This is a genomic window from Sphingomonas parapaucimobilis NBRC 15100, from assembly GCF_000787715.1.
GTDB lineage: Bacteria > Pseudomonadota > Alphaproteobacteria > Sphingomonadales > Sphingomonadaceae > Sphingomonas > Sphingomonas parapaucimobilis.
In genome coordinates this window covers 1-19,377 of record NZ_BBPI01000005.1, presented here as the reverse complement: position 1 = coordinate 19,377, position 19,377 = coordinate 1, and the positions used below count along the sequence as shown (strand labels likewise).

The following is a 19,377-nucleotide window of genomic DNA, read 5'->3' as shown; positions in this document are numbered from 1 at the left end:
GGCTTGTCATCCCTCTTGCGGCATTCGCGCTACGATTGACTCGGATGTGTGGCGTGCGCGCAACAATGGGCGGGGTCGGCCGTTTGGCCTCCCAATCCGGGCGCGGCATTGCCAGCACCCGAAGCCCCCCGTACAGCCCCAGGGCTTTTCAGTTTCTCCACGGATCGATCGGACATCAATGATCCTGTCACGCTATGAACGGATGATCGCCCGGCGCTATCTGCTGCCGGGCAAGGGAGAGGCGTTTATCTTCCTGGTCGCCTCGATCAGCCTGGTCGCGGTCATGCTGGGCGTCGCCGCGCTCGTCATCGTCATGAGCGTGATGAACGGCTTTCGCGCCGAGCTGTTCGACAAGATCGTCGGCTTGAACGGCCATGCCGTGGTGCAGGGGGTGGGCGGACGCCTGCCCGACTGGCGCGACATCGTGCGTGATGCGCGCGCCACGCCCGGTGTCACCAGCGCGGTGCCGATGATCGAACAGCCTTTGATGTCCAGCTATAACGGCCGGGTCGAGGCGGTGCTGGTCCGCGGCATGCGGGTCGCCGATATCCGTGGCAATTCGGCCATCCGCTCCAAGATCATCATGGGCAATCTGAACAGCATCACGCCGGGCAGCGGCCGCATCGCGATCGGCAGCCGCCTGGCCGAGGCGCTGGGTGCGCAGGTCGGCTCGGAAATTTCGCTGATCAGTCCGCAGGGGCAGACGACCCCGTTCGGCACCGTGCCGCGCATCGTCAGCTATACGGTCGGCGCCATCTTCGAGATCGGGGTGTACGACTATGACAAGGCGTATGTCATCATGCCCATCGAGGATGCGCAGACCCTGCTGCTGATGGGCGACACGGTCGGCATGGTCGAGGTGCAGACGGTCGACGCCGACCGGGTGGGCCAGATACTGGCGCCGCTGGCCGACAAGCTGGGCGGGCGCGCGGTCATCGCCGACTGGCGGACGATGAACGCGCAGCTGTTCGAGGCGCTGGCGGTCGAGCGGGTGGCGATGTTCACCGTGCTGTCGATCATCATCCTGGTCGCGGTGTTCAACATCCTGTCCTCGCTGATCATGCTGGTCCGCGCCAAGACGCGCGACATCGCGATCCTGCGCACGATGGGGGCGACGCGCGGCGGGCTGATGCGCATCTTCATGACGGTGGGCACGATCATCGGCGCGCTGGGTACGGTCGCCGGCCTGGGGCTGGGTGCGGTGTTCCTGTTCTATCGTCAGGCGGTGGTGAATTTCGTCCAGTTCGTGACCGGTCAGAATCTCTGGGACCCCTCGATCCGCTATCTGACCGAGTTGCCGTCCAAGCCCGATCCGGTCGAGATCGTCGTGATCGCGTCGATGGCGCTCGTCTTTTCTTTCCTCGCCACGCTCTACCCCGCCTGGAAGGCGGCGAGCACGGACCCGGTTCAGGTGCTGCGCTATGAATGATCCGATCATCCGCATGGGAACGGTCGCCCAGCCCCATGCCGCCGAGCCCGTGCTGGCCACGCGCGAATTGTCCCGCAGCTTCACCCAGGGGGGCCAGACCATCGAGGTGCTGCGCGGCGTCGACCTGGCCATCGCGCCGGGCGAGATCGTCGCGCTGCTCGGGCCGTCCGGTTCGGGTAAGTCCACGCTGTTGCAGGCGGTGGGTCTGTTGGAGGGCGGTTTCTCCGGCTCGATCCGCATTGCGGGCGAGGAGGTGTCGAAGCTGGACTCGCATGGTCGCACCGTCGCGCGGCGTGACTATCTCGGCTTCGTCTATCAGTTCCACCATCTGCTGCCGGACTTCAACGCGATCGAGAATGTCGTCCTGCCGCAGCTGGTGAAGGGTGCGATGCCCGAGGCCGCCGAAATGCGGGCGAAGGGATTGCTGACCGCGCTCGGCCTTGGCCACCGGCTGACGCACCGGCCGAGCCAGCTGTCCGGCGGCGAGCAGCAGCGGGTGGCGGTCGCCCGCGCGCTCGCCAACCAGCCGCCGCTGGTGCTGGCCGACGAGCCGACGGGCAATCTTGATGAGCATACCTCGCAAATCGTGCTCGACGAGTTCCTACGCCTGGTCCGCGGCGAGGGCTCGGCGGCGCTGGTCGCGACGCATAACGAACGGCTGGCGCTGAAGATGGACCGGGTGGTTCGCCTCCACGAAGGGCGCCTGCAATGAGCGTCTGGACCGAGACGCCGACGCTGACCGGCCGCCACGTCACGCTCCGCCCCTTTGCCGAGGCTGACCTGCCAGCGCTGGTCGAGGTGGCGCGCGAGGGCGATCTCTGGAATATCTTCTTCGCCAATGTGGCGATGATGAAGACGCCCGAGCGGTGGCTGGCGGCGGCGCTGAAAGAGCGCGACGTGGGCCGCGCGTTGATCTTCACGGTCGAGACGCCGGGCGGCGAGGTCGTCGGCACCACGCGCTATATGCGGATCGCGGCCCAGCATCGTCGGCTGGAGATCGGCGGCACCTTCTACGCCACCCGCGTCCAGCGGACCGGCGTCAATAGCGAGGCGAAGCGGATGCTGCTGGCCCATGCCTTCGAGGTCATGGGGTGCCAGGCGATCCAGATTCGCACCGATACGCTGAACACGCGCAGCCAGACGGCGATCGAGCGGCTGGGCGCCAGGAAGGACGGCGTGCTGCGCGGGCATCAGGTGATGGCCGATGGGCGCATCCGCGACAGCGTCGTCTATTCGATCATCGACCGCGAATGGCCGGGCGTCCGGGCCAATCTCGACTATCTGCTGGGGAAACACGCATGAGCGGTATCACGGATTTCACCGTCAAGGCGGCGGACGGTCAGGCGCTCGACATGGCGACCTTTGAGGGGCGCGCGCTGCTGATCGTCAACACCGCGTCGAAATGCGGCTTTACCCCGCAATATGAAGGACTGGAGGCGCTCCATCGCCGCTATGAGGGGCAGGGTCTGACGGTGCTGGGCTTTCCCTGCAACCAGTTCGGCGCGCAGGAGCCGGGGGATGCAGCGGAGATCGCGAACTTCTGCTCGCTGACCTATGACGTCAGCTTTCCGGTCATGGCGAAGGTCGACGTCAATGGCGACGATGCCGATCCGCTGTTCCAGTGGCTCAAGGCCCAGGCGCCGGGCGTGCTGGGGACCAAGGCGATCAAGTGGAACTTCACCAAGTTTCTGGTGGACCGGGATGGTCAGGTGGTCGCGCGTTATGCCCCGACGACCAAGCCCGAGGATCTGGTAAAGGATATCGAGGCACGGCTTCGCTAGGGCGGAGCCTGCGCCTCGACTACGCTCAGCCTGAACGGGGCGAACTATTATTCCCAACCTCCGTTCAGCCTGAGCGAAGTCGAAGGCCAAGGGTAACCGTGCCCTTTTGGCGGATGCCGGGGCATGGGCTTCGACTACGCTCAGCCTGAACGGGGTTTTGCCCGCTCAAATCGAAAACGCGCTCGCCCCCTTCTTATGGTCCAGCGCCGAGGCGATGGCGGTGATCCCGCCGAACAGGAAGCTCAGCCCCAGAATATAACCCGGCAGCGTCATCGCGCTCCACGGCAGCGTTGCCAGCACAAACAGTGCGAGCAGGATGTTCAGCACGCCCAGCGCAATCATCCACCCGCGCCGCCGCCGCATCCGTGCGCCCAGCCCGATCTCCAATGCCCCACGCAGGCCGAGCCACACGGTCACCAGCAGCGTGATCGAGATCGCACCCGTGGCAGGCTCCAGCGCCATGATCAGCCCGATGATCAGCGACACCAGCCCGAACCCGATCGCATAGCCGCGCCCCTCATGGCCCTTGCCGAAAATGCCGGCGCCGATCGACACCAGTCCCGAGGCGATGAAGAAGGCCCCGATCACCAGCGTTGCCGCCAGTGTCGCAGGGACCGGAAACAGGAACGCCGCCAGCCCGAGCAGCGCCGACAGGATGCCATAGGCCAGGATCCAGCCCCAACCCGCGCCGGGCTGGAAAGAGGCGGCAAAGGAACGGTCGCTGTCGGTCATCGTCGTTCGCCCTGATCTGGATTGGTTCTTCTGTTGGCATAACCGATCGGCTTGGGCGGTGTTCCGACGGCCGGGTTCCGCACTGGTCGAATCACGCGCGGTCGGATAGGGATGGGGGATGCATTCCGGATATGTGCCGCTTCGCATCTTTTCCTCCTTCACGATGCTCGACGGCGCGATCGATCCCAAGGCGATTGCGGCGCAGGCCAAGGCGAATGCCTTTCCCGCCGCCGGGCTGACCGACCGCAACGGGCTATATGCCGCCATGGCCTTTTCGGACGCCGCGAAGAAGGCGGGCGTGCAGCCGGTCATCGGCACGATGCTGGGCATCGCGCGTCCCGACATGCCCGACAATGTCGGCGCGGTGGTCGATTGGGTCGCGCTCTATGCGCAGGACATGACCGGCTATGACAATCTGTGCGCGTTGGTGTCGGCGGCGCATCTGGATCGGCCGATCGAGCTGGCCGCGCATGTCGGGTTCGACACGCTGGAGAAGTTCAGCAAGGGCCTGATCGCGCTGACCGCGGGCGGCGAGGGGGGTATCGCGCGCCTGTTCGCCGAAGGGCAGCCGGATCGGGCCAAGGCCTATGCCGACCGGTTGCAGGCGATCTTCGGCGACCGGCTCTATGTCGAACTCGCGCGCCGCGACGACCCCATCGAGGCGGCGGCCGAGCAGGACCTGATCGACCTGGCCTATGACCGCGACCTGCCGCTGGTCGCGACGAACCCCTGCTGTTTCACCGATAGCGGGTTCCGCGACGCGCATGACGCCATGCTGTGCATCGCCAATTCGACCTATGTCGAAATGGACGATCGCCCGAAAAGCTGTCCCGAGGCGTGGCTCAAGCCCGCCGAGATGATGAAGCAGCTCTTTGCCGACCTGCCCGAGGCGATCGAGAACACGCTGGTCGTTGCACAGCGCTGCGCCGTCATGGCCCCGTGGCGCAAGCCCATCCTGCCCAGCCTGGCGGGCGACCGCGAGGGCGAGGCGGCGATGCTTCGCCGCGACGCGACCGCCGGTCTGGAGGCGCGGCTCGACCGTATCGCCGAGCTGGAGGGCGAGGGCGAACCCGGCTGGCGCGAGGCCTATCACGAGCGGCTGACGTTCGAGGTCGACATCATCATCCAGATGGGTTTCCCCGGCTACTTCCTGATCGTGGCCGACTTCATCAAATGGGCCAAGGATCACGACATTCCCGTGGGTCCGGGGCGTGGTTCGGGCGCGGGCTCGGTCGTCGCCTGGGCGCTGACCATCACCGATCTCGATCCTCTGAAGCTGGGTTTGCTGTTCGAGCGCTTCCTGAACCCGGAACGCGTGTCGATGCCCGACTTCGACATCGACTTTTGCGAAACCCGGCGTGGCGAGGTCATCCGCTACGTGCAGGAGAAATATGGTCGCGATCAGGTCGCGCAGATCATCACCTTCGGTAAGCTGAAGGCGCGCGCGGTGCTGAAGGACACCGGCCGCGTGCTTCAGATGAGCTATGGTCAGGTCGACCGGCTCGCCAAGCTGGTGCCCAACCACCCGACCGATCCCTGGGACCTGAAGCGCGCACTGAACGGCGTGCCCGAACTGGCGAAGGAATATGCCAACGACAACCAGGTCCGCCGGTTGCTCGATCTCGCCACCAAGCTGGAGGGCCTGCCGCGCCACTCGTCCACCCACGCCGCCGGTGTGGTGATCGGCGACCGGCCGCTGGCGCAGCTCGTGCCGCTCTACCGCGATCCGCGCTCGGACATGCCGGTGACGCAGTTCGACATGAAGTTCGTTGAGGGCGCGGGGCTGGTCAAGTTCGACTTCCTGGGCCTGAAGACCCTGTCGGTCCTGCAAAAGGCGGTGCAGTTGCTCGCCAAGCGCGGGGTCGTGGTCGATCTCGGCGCGCTGCTCTGGGACGACGAGGCGACCTATGCCCTGCTCCAGAAGGGCGACACGGTCGGCGTGTTCCAGCTGGAATCGGAAGGGATGCGGCGCACGCTGTCCGCCGTGCGACCGACCAATTTCGGCGACATCATCGCACTCGTGTCGCTGTACCGGCCGGGTCCGATGGACAATATCCCCAGCTTCGGCCGACGCAAGCAGGGGACCGAGGAGATCATCTACCCGCATCCCCTGCTCGAACAGATATTGTCCGAAACCTACGGCATCTTCGTCTATCAGGAACAGGTGATGCAGGCCGCCCAGATCCTGGCGGGCTATTCGCTGGGCGGCGCGGATCTTCTCCGTCGCGCGATGGGCAAGAAGGTGAAGGCGGAGATGGATGCGCAGCGCGCCATCTTCGTCAAGGGATGCCAGGAGGTGAACGGCATCCCGGCGCAAAAGGCCAATGAACTGTTCGACTTGATCGACAAGTTCGCAGGCTATGGCTTCAACAAGAGCCATGCGGCTGCCTATGCGCTGCTTGCCTATCAGACGGCGTGGCTGAAGGCGCATCATCCGCACGAATTCTACGCCGCGTCGATGTGCTATGACATGGCGCTGACCGACAAGCTGGCGATCTTCGTCGACGACGCGCGGCGGATGGGGGTGACGATGCTGCCACCCTGCATCAACGCCAGCCAGGCCGAGTTCGATGTCGAGGCGCATGAGGATGGCTTGGCCGTCCGCTATGCACTGGGCGCGCTTAAGTCGGTGGGCGAGGGGGCGATGGAGAAGCTGGTCGTCGAGCGGCAGGCGGGTGGCGCCTTCGCTTCGCTCGATGCGCTAGCCAAGCGGGTCGATCCGCGCCTGATGAACAAGCGCCAGCTGGAGACCTTGGCTTCGGCGGGTGCGTTCGACGGCATCGAAGCCAATCGCGCGGGCGTCCACGCGGTCGCCGAAACCGTCCTCGCCATCGCCGCGCGCACCCATGAGGGGCGGACGAGCGGGCAGGGCGGACTGTTCGGTGAAACCGAAGTCGCGGGCGACGCGATCAAGCTGCCGAGCGGGACCCGCTGGACCCTGTCGCAGCGGATGGAGCAAGAAAAAGAGGCGTTCGGCTTCTATTTCTCGGCGCACCCGGTCGACCGCCATGCGCATATCGCCAAGATGCACGGTGCGCGGACCTATACCTCGCTGACCGACCTCGTTATCCCCGACGACGGCGCGCGGATCGGCGCGACCATGGCGGCGCTGGTCGAGGATGCGCGCTGGCGGACATCGGCGCGCGGCAAGCGCTACATGATGGCGCAGCTGTCGGACGCGACGGGGCAGTTTCTGGCGACCTGTTTCGACGACTCGGTCGCGGCGGATCTGGAAAAGGCGGCGAAGGAAGGCGACTGTGCGCTCATTACCGTCGAGCTGGACCGCCGACCGGGTGAGGAAGCTCCGCGCGTCAGCGTCAAGCGGGTGCAGCTGTTCGATGGCCTCGCCAGCACCGCCAAATTCGTGGTGGAGGTGACGGTGACCGACAAGGTGGCGTTCAAGGCGCTGCATGCGATGCTCGATCCGCTGCGCAACGGCCGGGGCGAGGTCCGCGCGCGGATCGAGGGGCCGGAGGGCGATACGCTGCTGACGCTGGGGCGGAACTTCCTGCTCGACGCCGAACTGGCCAGTCATATCGAGGATTTGCCCGGCGTGAAGGCGGTGGCGATGAAGTCGTCCGAGGCGCGATTGGCGCTGGTGGGGTAGGACGGCACGCCTTCGACGAGTGTTCGGCGAACACGGACACCTCCTATTCCTGCCCTGGAAGGGGAGGTGGCAGGCCGTCAGACCTGACGGAGGGGTGCCCCGCCATCGAGACCGGCGATACCCCTCCACCAGCTACGCTGGTCCCCTTCCCCTTACAGGGAAGGAATATGCAGCTGCCAGCTTTGTTGCTTACTGGCCGTAAACCAGGTCCCCGGCTCCGTCATGCTGGTCTTGTATCAGCCGCCGACTTCACGCCAATCCTGCCCTGCCTCATCGGCATCACCGTGATTGCCATAGCCGCCGCCGGAGGTGTCCGCCTCATCCTCGTTCGGAATATTGTCCGGGCTGGTCTGTTCGGGGTCGGTCATCATGGCATTTCTCCTTCCATCGCATAACGCCTTGGACAGGCAGGACGATCCTCAGAACAACTCGCCCTGCGGCCCTTTGGGCGGACGGAACCGGCTGGTGTCGAGCATGGGCCGATCCAGATTGAGCCCGTGCCGCCGACAGGCACGGTGAAAGCGGACGCGCAGCAGGTCCGCCCACGGCCCTTGCCCCTTCATCCGGGTGAAGAAATCGGGATCATTGTCCCGCCCGCCGCGCAAGGACCGGATGATCGCCATCGCCTTACCCGCCCGGTCGGGGAAATGCGTGTCCAGCCAGGCGCGGAACAGCGGCGCGACCTCATGCGGCAGGCGGACCGGAATGAAGAAGGCATGCCGCGCGCCCGCTTCGGCGGCGCGGGCGACCAGATGTTCGATCTCGTGATCGGTGATCGCGGGGATGACGGGTGCGATCGAGACATAGGTGGGGATACCCGCCGCCGCCAGTTTCGCGACTGCAGCCAACCTTCGCTCGGGCGTCGGCGCGCGCGGTTCGACGGTGCGCGCCACCTTGGCATCGAGTGACGTGACCGAGACGCACACGGTCGCCAGCCCCTTGGCCGCCATCGGGGCGAGGATATCGATATCGCGCACCACGCGGTCGGACTTCGTGGTGATCGCCACCGGATGATCCGTTTCCGCCAGCACTTCCAGGATGGACCGCGTGATCCGCCACTCACCCTCGATCGGCTGATATGGGTCGGTATTGGTGCCCAGCGCGATCGGCGCGACGCGGTAGCCCGGCTTGGCCAGCTCGGCGCGAAGCAACGCGGCGGCATCCGGCTTGGCAAACAGGCGGCTCTCGAAATCCAGCCCCGGCGACAGGTCGTGATAGGCGTGGGTCGGCCGGGCAAAGCAATAGATGCAGCCATGCTCGCACCCGGCATAGGCGTTGATCGACTGGCTGAACGGCACGTCGGGTGAGCTGTTTCGGGTCAGGATCGTGCGTGGCGTCAGGACCGTCACGCTGGTCCGCAGCGGCGGCGGCGCGCCGTCGACCAGCGACCGGGCGTCGAGCCAGTCGCCATCCGCCTCCCGCTCCGGCAGGGCGAAGCGTCGGCTCGTCGCGTTGTGGGTGGCCCCTCGAGCTGCGATCTTCGGCATGATCCGAATAGAACATAAAGCGAACGCGCGTGCAAGCCTATGGGGCTTGCGGCGACGTGACGATTCGACCATCATCGGAACGCATCGAGAACGGAGGGGCGAATGGCGCGGCTGGAATATTTGGAATTGCCGGTCGGTAATCGGGCGGCGGCGAAGCATTTTTATGCGGAGGCGTTTGGCTGGACCTTCACCGATTTCGGGCCGGATTATGCCGCGACGATGAGCGGGGATACCGATGTCGGGCTCGATGCCGCATCGGACAGGGTTAAGGCGCCGCTGCCGGTCATCCGGGTCGATGATCTCGACACGACGCTGGCGGCGGTCGAGGCGGCAGGCGGGGCGGTCGTCGTGCCGATCTTCGCCTTTCCGGGCGGGCGGCGCTTTCACTTTAGCGATGTCGACGGGCATGAACTCGCGGCGATGCAGGCCGACTGATTATTGCTCCAGCAGGCGGGGCATCAACTCGACGAAGTTGCAGGGACGGTGGCGGCTGTCGAGCTGGTCGCGCAATATGCCGTTCCAGGCGTCCTTGACCGCGCCGGTCGAGCCGGGGAGCGCGAAGATATAGGTGCCGCGCGCCACACAGGCGCAGGCGCGGGACTGGATGGTCGAGGTGCCGATGGTCTGATAGCTCAGCCAGCGGAACAGCTCGCCGAAGCCGGGGATCATCTTGGTCGCGACGCGCTCGACCGCTTCGGGGGTGACATCGCGGCCGGTGACGCCGGTGCCGCCGGTGGTCAGGATACAGTCGATGCTGGCGTCGTCGATCCAGCGATTGAGCTGTGCGACGATCTGGTCAGCATCGTCGCGCAGGATGGTGCGGTCGGCGAGTTCATGACCGGCGTCGGTGAGCAGGCCCGCGAGCGTGTCGCCGGAGCGATCCTCGGCCAGCGAGCGGGTGTCGGAGACGGTCAGGACCGCGATGCGGACGGGGGTGAAGTTGCGGGTCGTATCGATGGGCATGGCGGGGTGAACGTCCGATCGGGGGTTTCGGGGGCGTTTTGGATGCGGCGCGGCGTGGCCTTCGACTTGGCTCAGGCTGAACGGAGCGGGGACCTATGACTTTTGCGCGCAACTGCTGTGTCGGCGTGCGCTTCGACTTGGCTCAGCGCGCACGGAGGTGGGAGCGAACACCAACCCCCGCTCAGCCTGAGCGAAGTCGAAGGCCAGGGGAATCCCCCCAGCCGCAAACCCGCATCAATTCGCCTGAGGCATCGTCGTATTCGACTGCGGGCTGACCGTCGCATTCAGGGCGAGGGTCCTCTTGGGCGTCACGCTCGCCTGTGCGACGTTCGGGCGTTGCAGGCGGATCGCCGAGGCGCCCGGCAGGCCAGGAAAGCGCGGCCACAGGCCTTGCGCCAGCGCCGCGCGGCTGGGCGACTTCGGCTTGCCGGTCTGGCTCTCATACATCCAGTAATTGCGCAGGACCATGGTGACGTATCCGCGCGTCTCCCAATAGGGGATGCTCTCGATATAGAGCAGCGGATCGCCATTGTCGCGGACCAGGCTGTTCCATTCGCCCACCGGCTTCGGCCCGGCATTATAGGCCGCGATCACCTTGGGCAGCAGGCCGCCGGTCACGCCGGTCATGTCGCGCAGCCGCTCCAGATGGCGCTGGCCGATATCCATGTTGGTCGACGGCTTGGTCAGGGCGCTGCGGTCGATCGATACGCCGCGCTCACGTGCGAAATCGGTCGCGGCGGCGGGCATGATCTGCATCAGGCCATAGGCGCCCGCCGGGCTGACCACCTTGTTGCGGAAACCGCTCTCCTGGAGGGTGTGGGCATAGACCAGCGCCTTGTCGACACGCCAGCCGCTGTCGGGCTTCCAGCTGGGCGTCGGATAGCGCGCCTCGGCCGTGGCGGTGACACCGGCCGGGCAGTTATGTGCCAGCCAGACGGTGGTCGCGGGCAGGTCGAGCGATTCGGCCAGGCGGACGAGGCTGCGGAACTCGGACGGCTGGCCGATCCGCGCCTGCTGGCGGATCACCTGATCGGCGAGGTCGGTTTCGCCGACTTCGACCAGCGCTGCGGCCACCAGGATATTGGGGCGACGGTCCAGCGCGGCCCAGTCCGTCGCGACCAGCTGTCCCCTGGGTTCGCGATCGCCGCGCATTCCCAGTGCCTGCCGAGCGAGCTGGCCGTAGAAGCTTTCGCGGAACTGCGAGGCGGAGCGCAGGCGGCCCTCGATCTTGTCGGGGCGGCCGCACACCATGTCGGCGCGTGCGGCCCAATACAGCGCAGCGGCGCGCAGATCGACGTCCGTGGCGCGCGCCGCCGTCCCCTCGAAGGCGGTCGCGGCGGCCTGGCAGTCATTCTGCCGCCACGCCGACAGGGCGACGGTCCAGCGGCCCTGGACGGCCCAGTCGCCCGACCCTTCGGCGGCCTGCGCCGCCAGGATACGGGCATTGGTATCGTCGCCGCTGAGGAAATAGATCCACGCGACCTTCTGCTGCCATTCGGTCAGCGCCTCGGGCGACAGGCCTTGCGTCGATTCGAGCAGCGCGCGGGCGGAGGGGCCGTCGTCCGCCTTGACGAAGGGCTGCATCCTCACGGCCAGATCGGCGGCGATCTGATCGCTGCGCACGCTCTTGGCGCGGGTGCGGCGCGGGGCGCCGTCCTGCCAGATCAGCGTATGCGCTTCGGGCAGGGGTGGCAGGTCATGCGCGCCGCGCGAGCGGGCGAGGCGGGCCAGCTGTTCGGCCTGGGGCAGTTCGGGCGCTTCGTTCAGCAGGGCGACCAGCCGCTCGACATCGACCCTGGGGGACCCCTTGGCGGTGTAGAGTTCGGCGCGCGCGATGGCATGGAGCGGACCGGGCTTGAGCGAGTCCAGTTCCAGTTGCGCGTCGGTCCAGCGGCTGTCCCGGATCGCGGCGAAGACGCGCATATAGCCCGCCTTCTGATCGGCATCGAGCAGCGCGGGGATGGCGGGCGGGGCCTTGAGCGCGGCAGGGCTGCGGACGTCGGCGTTGGAGCCGGGTTCGGCAGCCAGGGCCGCACTACCGATGACCGTCAACAAAGCCCCGATGGTCGCGCCCTTCGCGATCGTCCGGCCCAGTTTCATGCGCGCAAATCCCCCATGACCCTTTGCAAGTCTTTCCAGCTTTCCGCCTTCGCCATCGGCTTCTCGATCAGGAAGCGCGGATGGAAGGTGGCGACGGCCGTGCTTTTTCCGCTTTTATGGTCAATGGCATGGGAATGTCCGCGTGCGTCGGTCAATTCGGTCCCGAGCACGGCACGGCTCGCCGCATTGCCTAGCAGAAGCAGCCGGCGCGGGGCGATGAGCGCGACATGGTGCAGCGCGATCTCGGCCAGCCGCGTCTCCAGTCCGGCGGGCGTACGGCCCGCGATCGGCCGCCGCGCGCAGACCGAGGCGATATGCACCGTCTCGCGCGACAGGCCCATGGCGGCGAGCATCCGGTCGAACAGCCGCCCCGGCGCACCCGACAGGATCTGGCCCGCATCGCCGTCATCGCGGTCGGGGCAGTCGACCAGCACCATCAGCGCGGCGTCGGCCGGGCCGGTCGCGGTCAGCGAAATGCCGTCCCACGACGCCTCCGGCGCGGCATCGGACAGCCGCCAGGCCAGGAACGCTTCCAGTGTGTCGGGCAGGGACGCGACCGAAGTGGCAACGGGGGGGGCGGCTGGGGGCTGGCCCGGCATGACGCGGGGTGCCCGCACAGGCTCGGGCGCGCTCCAGTCGCGGGGTTCGTCCTCGACCAGCAGGTCGACGCCCGCATCGTGCCACCAGTCGAGTATGCTGGCCGCGAGGGCACCGTCGAGCGGTGCGGTGTCGAACATTGGAAGAGCCCCCATATGGGGTAAGCCCATGCTGCAAGGTTGACGTGCGCGTCAATCTGTCGGATCGACGGTCGGGACAAGATGTTTCCCGTCCGCGCCCGGACGAACCCGTACGAAGCGGGCCGGTATGGCAGGGCGCGGACCAGATGCGAGGATGCCATGAGCGAACGCGAATCGATGCCCTATGACGTGGTGATCGTCGGCGCGGGTCCGGCGGGCCTGTCGGCGGCGATCCGCCTGAAACAGCTGGCGGCCGAACAGGGCGGAGAACTCGCCGTTTGCGTCCTAGAAAAGGGATCGGAGGTCGGCGCGCATATCCTGTCGGGCGCGGTGATCGACCCGATCGCGCTCGACGAACTGCTGCCCGACTGGCGCGAGGATGGCTGTCCGCTGGCCGAGGTGCCGGTGACCGAGAATCTCCACTGGATCCTGAGCGCGGGCAAGCATCGCAACCTGCCGCACGCGCTGACCCCGCCCTTCATGCACAACAAGGGCACCTACACCGGGAGTCTCGGCAATCTGTGCCGCTGGCTGGCGGGCAAGGCCGAGGAACTGGGCGTCGAGATCTTCCCCGGTTTCGCCGCCGCCGAAATCCTGTTCCATGAGGATGGCCGGGTGAAGGGCGTCGCGACCGGCGACATGGGCATCGCGCGCGACGGAACACGCAAGCCCGACTATCAGCCGGGGTTGGAGCTGCACGCCAAATACACCTTCTTCGCCGAGGGCGTTCGCGGTCACCTGTCCAAGGAGATCATCCGTCAGTTCGATCTGGCCCGTGACAGCCAGCCGCAGGTCTATGGTCTCGGTATCAAGGAGCTGTGGGACATCGACCCCGCCAAGCATGTGCCGGGCCGGGTGATCCATACGCAAGGCTGGCCGCTGGGCCATGACGCCAATGGCGGCGGCTTCATCTATCACCAGGCGGGCGGGCAGGTGGCGCTCGGCTTCGTGACGTGGCTGAACTATACCAACCCCTATATCTCCCCGTTCCAGGAGATGCAGAAGTGGAAGACCCATCCGGTCATCGCCGAATTGCTGAAGGGCGGCAAGCGCGTCTCCTACGGCGCGCGGGCGATCAATGACGGCGGGCTTCAGGCGATCCCCAAACTGACCTTCCCCGGCGGCGTGCTGGTCGGCTGTTCGGCGGGCTTCCTCAACGTGCCGCGGATCAAGGGCACGCACGGCGCGATGAAGTCGGCGATGCTGGCCGCCGAAGCCGCTTTTGCCGCCGTGCAGGCAGGGCGCGAGGGCGACGAACTGACCGATTACCCGGAGGCGTTCCGCGCGTCCTGGCTCTACAAGGAACTGTCGACCGTCCGCAACGTCGTGCCGCTGGTCAAGAAATATGGCGACACGCTGGGTTCCGGGCTGGCGGGCGCGACCATGTGGGCCGAGCATTTGGGCCTGAAGATGCCCTTCACCATGAAGCACAAGCCCGATCACGAAAGCCTGTGGCGCAAGGATCAGGTGAAGAAGCCCGACTATCCCAAGCCCGATGGCGTGCTGACCTTCGACCGCCTGTCCTCGGTATTCCTGTCGAACACCAATCACGAGGAGGACCAGCCGGTCCACCTGACCCTGAAGAACGCGGATGTGCCGATCGAACACAACCTGCCCTTGTTCGACGAACCCGCGCAACGCTACTGTCCGGCCGGTGTTTACGAGGTGGTGGGCGTGGAAGAGGGCGATCCGAAATTCGTGATCAACGCCCAGAACTGCGTCCACTGCAAGACGTGCGACATCAAGGATCCGACCCAGAACATCAACTGGGTCGTGCCGGAAGGTGGCGGAGGACCCAATTATCCCAATATGTAAGCGTTCGTTTCTGCGTGCCCTGACCGGGGTGTTGCTGGTCGGGGCCTGCTGGTCCGTGCCTGCGCTGGCGGCGGTGGAGGTGCCCCGCTCGCCGCTATCGGCCTATCTGGCGGCGCGGGTGGCCGCGTCGGAAGGGCGCGCGACGGCCGCAAGCGGCGACTACGCGATCGCGCTGGCGGGCTGGCCGGACGATCCGGCGGTCGCGGTGCGTGCCTATCGCGAGGCGATGACCAGCGGCGACATGCCGTTGGCCCTGAAATCCGCGCGGGTGATGGAGGCCGAGAATGTCGCGCCGCTCGACGTGGCGCTGCTCGACCTGGCGATCGCGGCGCGTAAAGGTGACCGGGCGGGCTATGACGCGGCGCTGAAGCGGATCGATGGCGGCGCATTGCGCATCCTCTCGCCGACCTTGCGTGCCTGGGCGGCGTGGGACCGCAAGCAACCGGTCGAGCCCGGCCTCGACAGTGCGGGCAAGGAACCGGTGGCCAAGCGGCTGGCCGACGAGCATCGCATCCTTCTCGCGCTGGCGAGCAAGCGGATCGACCCGGCCTCGGTCCGCGTCCTGCTGGAGACGATGCGCGCCGCGCCCGACACTCGGATCGCGGCGGCCGAGATCATGGCGGGGCGTGGCGACGAAGCCGATGCCCGCGCGCTGCTCAGCGATCCCCTCGTCCTGGCCGATCGCAGGGCGCTGGGCGCCAAACCGGACCTCGGGTTCGGCGTGTCGCGACTGCTGGTGCGGATCGGCGCCGAGCTGGCGAGCGAGGGGCCGCGCCCGCTGGTCATCGCATTGACCCGCACCGCCCTGATCGCGGACCCCGACAATGACCGCGCCCGGCTGATCATGGCCGAGGCCCTGTCGAAGGACGAGGCCTGGGATGCCGCCATCGCCGCGATCAGGGACGTGCGCCCGGGTGGCGCCTTTGCACACCGCGCCGCGATCGTCCGCATCGGCCTGCTCGCCGAGGCGGGGCGGCAGGGCGAGGCACTGATGCTGGCACAGGGGCTGGCGACCGCGAAGGAGTCCAGCCTCGACGACTGGCAGGTCTATGCCGACCAGTTGATCGCCGCCAAGCGCCCGGCCGACGCGGTGCCCTGGTATGAACGCGTAACCCGCGCCGACCCTGCACTGCCCTGGGCGGCATGGCTGCAATATGGCGGGGCGCTCGACCAGGCCGGGCGCAAGGGTGAGGCGGATGTTGCGCTGGCCAAGGCGGTCGAACTCGGCCCGGACCAGCCGCTGGCGCTCAACTATCTGGGTTATGCCCGGATCGAGCGGGGCAAGGACGTGCCCGGCTCGCTCGCGCTGCTCGAAAAGGCGAGCAAGCTGGCTCCCGACGATGCGTCGATCACCGATTCGCTCGGCTGGGCCTATTTCAAGGCGGGACAGACCAAGCGCGGTCTGCCGTTGGTTGAGCGCGCTGCCATGGCCGAACCCGCCAATAGCGAGATCAACGACCATCTCGGCGACATCTATTGGGCGCTGGGGCGGCGTTACGAGGCACGTTATGCCTGGCGCGCGGCGGCCCTGACGGCGGATGCTGCGGAGCAGGCCAGGCTGGCCGCAAAGATCGCGGGCTGACCGGCCTTGCCGAGAGCGCGCTTGCGACGCATGGGATGGGCATGACCGCGATCGTCGAAACCGCCCCGGCCAAGATCAACCTGGCGCTCCATGTGCGTCGTCGTCGTGACGATGGTTATCATGAGCTGGAGACGCTGTTCGCCTTTTGCCGTGACGGCGATGTCGTCACGGTCGAGCGGGCGGACAGCTCCAGCCTTACGCTGACCGGGCCGTTTGCGGCCGTGCTGGCGGGCGAGTCGCAGGACGACAATCTCGTCATGCGCGCGGCGCGCGGTTTCGGTGCGCAGTTCGGCGTGGGCGATGCCCATGCGATTACCCTCGACAAGCATTTGCCCGTTGCCTCCGGCATTGGCGGTGGTTCGGCGGATGCGGCGGCAACCTTGCGCGCGCTTGCGCGGCTGCACGGCGTCGCGACCGATGATCCCGCGCTGTTCGCGCTGGCGGCGGAACTGGGCGCGGATGTGCCTGCCTGCCTGCTCGGGAAGACCGCGCGCGGCGAAGGGAAGGGCGATGCCCTCCAACCCTTGGAGCCGCTGGGCAAGCGGCCGGTGCTGCTGGTCAATCCGGGCGTCGGCGTGTCGACGGCGGCGGTGTTCGGGCGCTGGGACGGCGTGGACCGCGGCACGCTGGGGCAGGGGGCGGTGATGGCGGTCGCGGCGGCGGGGCGCAACGACCTGGAGCCGCCCGCCCGCGCCATCGCGCCGCAGATCGACTCGGTGCTCGCCGTGCTGGCGAGCGCGCCGGGCGTCGAGCTGGCGCGCATGTCGGGATCGGGGGCGACCTGCTTTGCCATTTTCGGCGACACCGGCGCGCGCGACGCGGCGGCGGAGGCCGCGCGTACACAGGGCTGGTGGACGCTGCCGACTTTTTTGCGATAGGCTTTGTTCGCATCTTGTTCTCATGGAACAAAACACATACATTGCAGATGCGTTGAATGGACCACCAGCTTGGTCTAGCGAGGGAAGCATCTGATGGCCGCCAATCTGAAAGTGATCGAAACAGGCATGGCAACCGCAAACGCAGACCGGCAAAAGGCGCTGGACGCCGCACTCGCCCAGATCGACCGGGCATTCGGCAAGGGCTCGGCGATGAAGCTGGGCCAGAAGGAAGCGATGCAGGTCGAGGCGATCTCGACCGGCTCGCTTGGCCTCGACATCGCGCTCGGTGTCGGCGGCCTACCGCGTGGCCGCGTGATCGAGGTCTATGGTCCTGAATCCTCGGGCAAGACCACACTGGCGCTGCACGTCATCGCCGAGGCACAGAAGATGGGCGGCACCGCCGCCTTCGTCGACGCCGAACACGCGCTTGATCCCGTCTATGCCAAGAAACTGGGCGTCAACATCGACGAACTGATCGTGTCGCAGCCGGATACCGGCGAGCAGGCGCTGGAAATCACCGACACGCTCGTCCGCTCGAATGCGATCGACGTGCTGGTGGTCGACTCGGTGGCCGCGCTGGTGCCGCGTGCGGAAATCGAAGGCGAGATGGGCGATAGCCATGTCGGCCTTCAGGCCCGCCTGATGTCGCAGTCGCTTCGCAAGCTGACCGGCTCCATCAGCCGCTCGCGCTGCATGGTGATCTTCATCAACCAGCTGCGCATGAAGATCGGTGTGATGTACGGCAACCCGGAGACGACGACGGGCGGCAATGCGCTGAAATTCTATGCCTCGGTCCGGCTCGACATCCGCCGCACCGGTGCGATCAAGGATCGCGAGGAAGTGACCGGCAACGCGACTCGCGTGAAGGTCGTGAAGAACAAGGTCGCACCGCCGTTCAAGCAGGTCGAATTCGACATCATGTATGGCGAAGGCATCTCGAAGATCGGCGAGATCCTCGACCTGGGCGTCAAGGCGGGGCTGGTCGAGAAGTCGGGCAGCTGGTTCTCCTATGACTCGGTCCGCATCGGGCAGGGGCGTGAGAATGCCAAGAATTACCTGCGCGACAATCCCGACATGGCCGACCGGCTGGAACGGGCGATCCGCCAGCGGACCGAAAAGGTCGCCGAGGAAATGATGACCGGCCCCGATGCCGAGGATGATATCTAAAAATATATGGCCCGCCAGCAATGGCGGGCCTTTTTGCTGGCAAATACCGGGGGCGGGATCGTGACGGGCGGGATGGATTGGCGGGGGCGGGTCGGTGAGGTCTGGGCCGCGGAATGGCGCCGGACCGACCGCAGCCTGGCGGACCTGTCCCGTCATCTCGACGCGGCGATCGCATCGGTCGCGCCCGAACGGGGCCATGCCCTCGATATCGGTTGCGGGGCGGGGGTAACCAGTCTGGCGCTCCGGGCGGCGCGGCCGGGATTGCGCGTGACGGGTGTCGACCTGTCGGCGGAATTGGTGGCGGTGGCACAGGCGCGGGTGGACAGGGCGTCTGGCGACGGCCTGCGTTTCCAGTGCGGCGATGCGCTGGCCGTGGCGGCCGCCGAAGGGCCGTTCGATCTGCTATGCTCGCGTCACGGCATGATGTTCTTTCCCGATCCCGTCGAGGCGCTGGCCAGCTTGCGGCAGGCCGCGTGCGACGGAGCGCGGCTGGTCTTTTCCTGCTTTGCGGAACGGGCCGCCAACAGTTTCGCGACGCTGGCGGATGCGGTGACCGGTATTGCTCCTCCGCAGGACGACGCTTACCTGCCCGGTCCCTTTGCCTTTGCCGACATGGACCAGGTCGGGGCGTGGCTGATGGAAAGCGGATGGCGGCCTGACGGGGCCGTCCGCGTGCCGTTCGACTATGTGGTGGGCGAAGGCGACGATCCGGTCGAGGACGCGCTGTCCTTCCTGTCGCAAATCGGTCCCGCGGCGCGGGCATTGGCACAGGCCGCCCCTGAGGAACGGCGGCGGATGGAGGCGGCCTTGCGAGAAGCGCTGTCGCGGTATCGCTCCCATGACCGGATTGCCTTGCCAGCCACGGCGTGGATCTGGCGGGCCGTTGCGCAGGGGGATGGCTGATCCGGAGTGGATCGACAGCCAATCCTACCGCTTTTCCCCTCGCCCCTCATAGACGGGAGAGGGTTGTGCCGACTTCGTCTTGGCGGAAGTGACGGCCTGCTTAATCCCTCACCCAAGCTGCGCTACTCAGCACGCTGGCAAGCTCCGCGAGAGCATGATGACATGGGATCGAACCACGCCTAGCCCCTCCCCTTCA

Annotated in this window: 17 protein-coding genes; 11 read left to right on the top strand and 6 right to left on the bottom strand. The window is 66.8% G+C overall.

Features of this window, described 5'->3' with window-relative positions; translation table 11 throughout:
• Positions 1-178: 178 nt before the first annotated feature.
• Genes SP5_RS00965 through SP5_RS00950 form a run of 4 tightly spaced genes read left to right on the top strand, consistent with a single transcriptional unit; the run spans position 179 to position 3,210 of the window.
• Positions 179-1,429: a lipoprotein-releasing ABC transporter permease subunit gene (locus SP5_RS00965; RefSeq protein ID WP_042482782.1), complete on the top strand. Its 1,251-nt coding sequence runs from the start codon at positions 179-181 to the stop codon at positions 1,427-1,429.
• A complete protein-coding gene (locus SP5_RS00960) occupies positions 1,422-2,141 on the top strand; it encodes an ABC transporter ATP-binding protein (RefSeq protein ID WP_375244747.1) in 720 nt (239 codons plus the stop codon). The genes SP5_RS00965 and SP5_RS00960 overlap by 8 nt, the downstream gene beginning before the upstream one ends.
• Positions 2,138-2,731 (top strand): GNAT family N-acetyltransferase, encoded by a 594-nt coding sequence (locus SP5_RS00955; protein ID WP_042482779.1) that lies wholly within the window; start codon positions 2,138-2,140, stop codon positions 2,729-2,731. The genes SP5_RS00960 and SP5_RS00955 overlap by 4 nt, the downstream gene beginning before the upstream one ends.
• Positions 2,728-3,210, top strand: coding sequence for a glutathione peroxidase (locus tag SP5_RS00950; protein ID WP_042482776.1), 483 nt, complete (start codon positions 2,728-2,730; stop codon positions 3,208-3,210). The genes SP5_RS00955 and SP5_RS00950 overlap by 4 nt, the downstream gene beginning before the upstream one ends.
• Before the next feature lie 165 nt (positions 3,211-3,375).
• On the opposite strand, the gene SP5_RS00945 is transcribed toward SP5_RS00950, so the two are convergent.
• On the bottom strand, positions 3,376-3,942 hold the full coding sequence (locus SP5_RS00945) for an HdeD family acid-resistance protein (protein ID WP_042482774.1): 567 nt from the start codon (positions 3,940-3,942) through the stop codon (positions 3,376-3,378).
• A gap of 118 nt (positions 3,943-4,060) precedes the next feature.
• Between SP5_RS00945 and dnaE the strand changes: the two genes are divergently transcribed.
• Positions 4,061-7,549 (top strand): DNA polymerase III subunit alpha, encoded by a 3,489-nt coding sequence (gene dnaE / locus SP5_RS00940; RefSeq protein ID WP_042482772.1) that lies wholly within the window; start codon positions 4,061-4,063, stop codon positions 7,547-7,549.
• A 236-nt stretch (positions 7,550-7,785) separates the two neighbouring features.
• Here the strand turns inward: dnaE and SP5_RS19870 are convergent, their stop codons facing one another.
• Both SP5_RS19870 and SP5_RS00935 read right to left on the bottom strand, forming a co-directional pair.
• The gene (locus SP5_RS19870) at positions 7,786-7,920 is read right to left on the bottom strand and encodes a hypothetical protein (protein ID WP_281177293.1); all 135 of its coding nucleotides are present in this window, start codon (positions 7,918-7,920) and stop codon (positions 7,786-7,788) included.
• Between the two features lie 48 nt (positions 7,921-7,968).
• Positions 7,969-9,036 carry a PA0069 family radical SAM protein gene (locus SP5_RS00935; protein WP_042482769.1) on the bottom strand — a complete coding sequence of 356 codons (1,068 nt, stop codon included), beginning with the start codon at positions 9,034-9,036 and terminating at the stop codon, positions 7,969-7,971.
• 102 nt (positions 9,037-9,138) lie between these two features.
• Here SP5_RS00935 and SP5_RS00930 point away from each other — a divergent pair, with 102 nt between their 5' ends.
• On the top strand, positions 9,139-9,471 hold the full coding sequence (locus tag SP5_RS00930) for a VOC family protein (RefSeq protein WP_042482767.1): 333 nt from the start codon (positions 9,139-9,141) through the stop codon (positions 9,469-9,471).
• Here the strand turns inward: SP5_RS00930 and moaB are convergent, their stop codons facing one another.
• From moaB to SP5_RS00915, 3 genes are all read right to left on the bottom strand, one after another.
• Positions 9,472-9,999, bottom strand: coding sequence for a molybdenum cofactor biosynthesis protein B (moaB, locus tag SP5_RS00925; RefSeq protein WP_042482765.1), 528 nt, complete (start codon positions 9,997-9,999; stop codon positions 9,472-9,474).
• 234 nt (positions 10,000-10,233) lie between these two features.
• Entirely contained in the window at positions 10,234-12,099 is a 1,866-nt protein-coding gene (locus tag SP5_RS00920; RefSeq protein WP_042482762.1) for a lytic transglycosylase domain-containing protein, read from the bottom strand.
• On the bottom strand, positions 12,096-12,836 hold the full coding sequence (locus SP5_RS00915) for a uracil-DNA glycosylase (protein WP_052811354.1): 741 nt from the start codon (positions 12,834-12,836) through the stop codon (positions 12,096-12,098). Before SP5_RS00915 ends, SP5_RS00920 begins: the two co-directional genes overlap by 4 nt.
• A 159-nt stretch (positions 12,837-12,995) precedes the next feature.
• Between SP5_RS00915 and SP5_RS00910 the strand changes: the two genes are divergently transcribed.
• From SP5_RS00910 to SP5_RS00890, 5 genes are all read left to right on the top strand, one after another.
• Complete coding sequence (locus SP5_RS00910) at positions 12,996-14,651, top strand: electron transfer flavoprotein-ubiquinone oxidoreductase (RefSeq protein WP_042482756.1); 1,656 nt, start codon at positions 12,996-12,998, stop codon at positions 14,649-14,651.
• Positions 14,652-14,679: 28 nt separating this feature from the next.
• The gene (locus SP5_RS00905) at positions 14,680-16,233 is read left to right on the top strand and encodes a hypothetical protein (protein ID WP_245613360.1); all 1,554 of its coding nucleotides are present in this window, start codon (positions 14,680-14,682) and stop codon (positions 16,231-16,233) included.
• A gap of 41 nt (positions 16,234-16,274) precedes the next feature.
• The gene (locus tag SP5_RS00900) at positions 16,275-17,111 is read left to right on the top strand and encodes a 4-(cytidine 5'-diphospho)-2-C-methyl-D-erythritol kinase (RefSeq protein ID WP_042482987.1); all 837 of its coding nucleotides are present in this window, start codon (positions 16,275-16,277) and stop codon (positions 17,109-17,111) included.
• A 93-nt stretch (positions 17,112-17,204) separates the two neighbouring features.
• Positions 17,205-18,278 (top strand): recombinase RecA, encoded by a 1,074-nt coding sequence (recA, locus tag SP5_RS00895; RefSeq protein WP_042482753.1) that lies wholly within the window; start codon positions 17,205-17,207, stop codon positions 18,276-18,278.
• Positions 18,279-18,284: 6 nt separating this feature from the next.
• Positions 18,285-19,181 carry a class I SAM-dependent methyltransferase gene (locus SP5_RS00890; RefSeq protein WP_245613359.1) on the top strand — a complete coding sequence of 299 codons (897 nt, stop codon included), beginning with the start codon at positions 18,285-18,287 and terminating at the stop codon, positions 19,179-19,181.
• Positions 19,182-19,377: the final 196 nt, after the last annotated feature.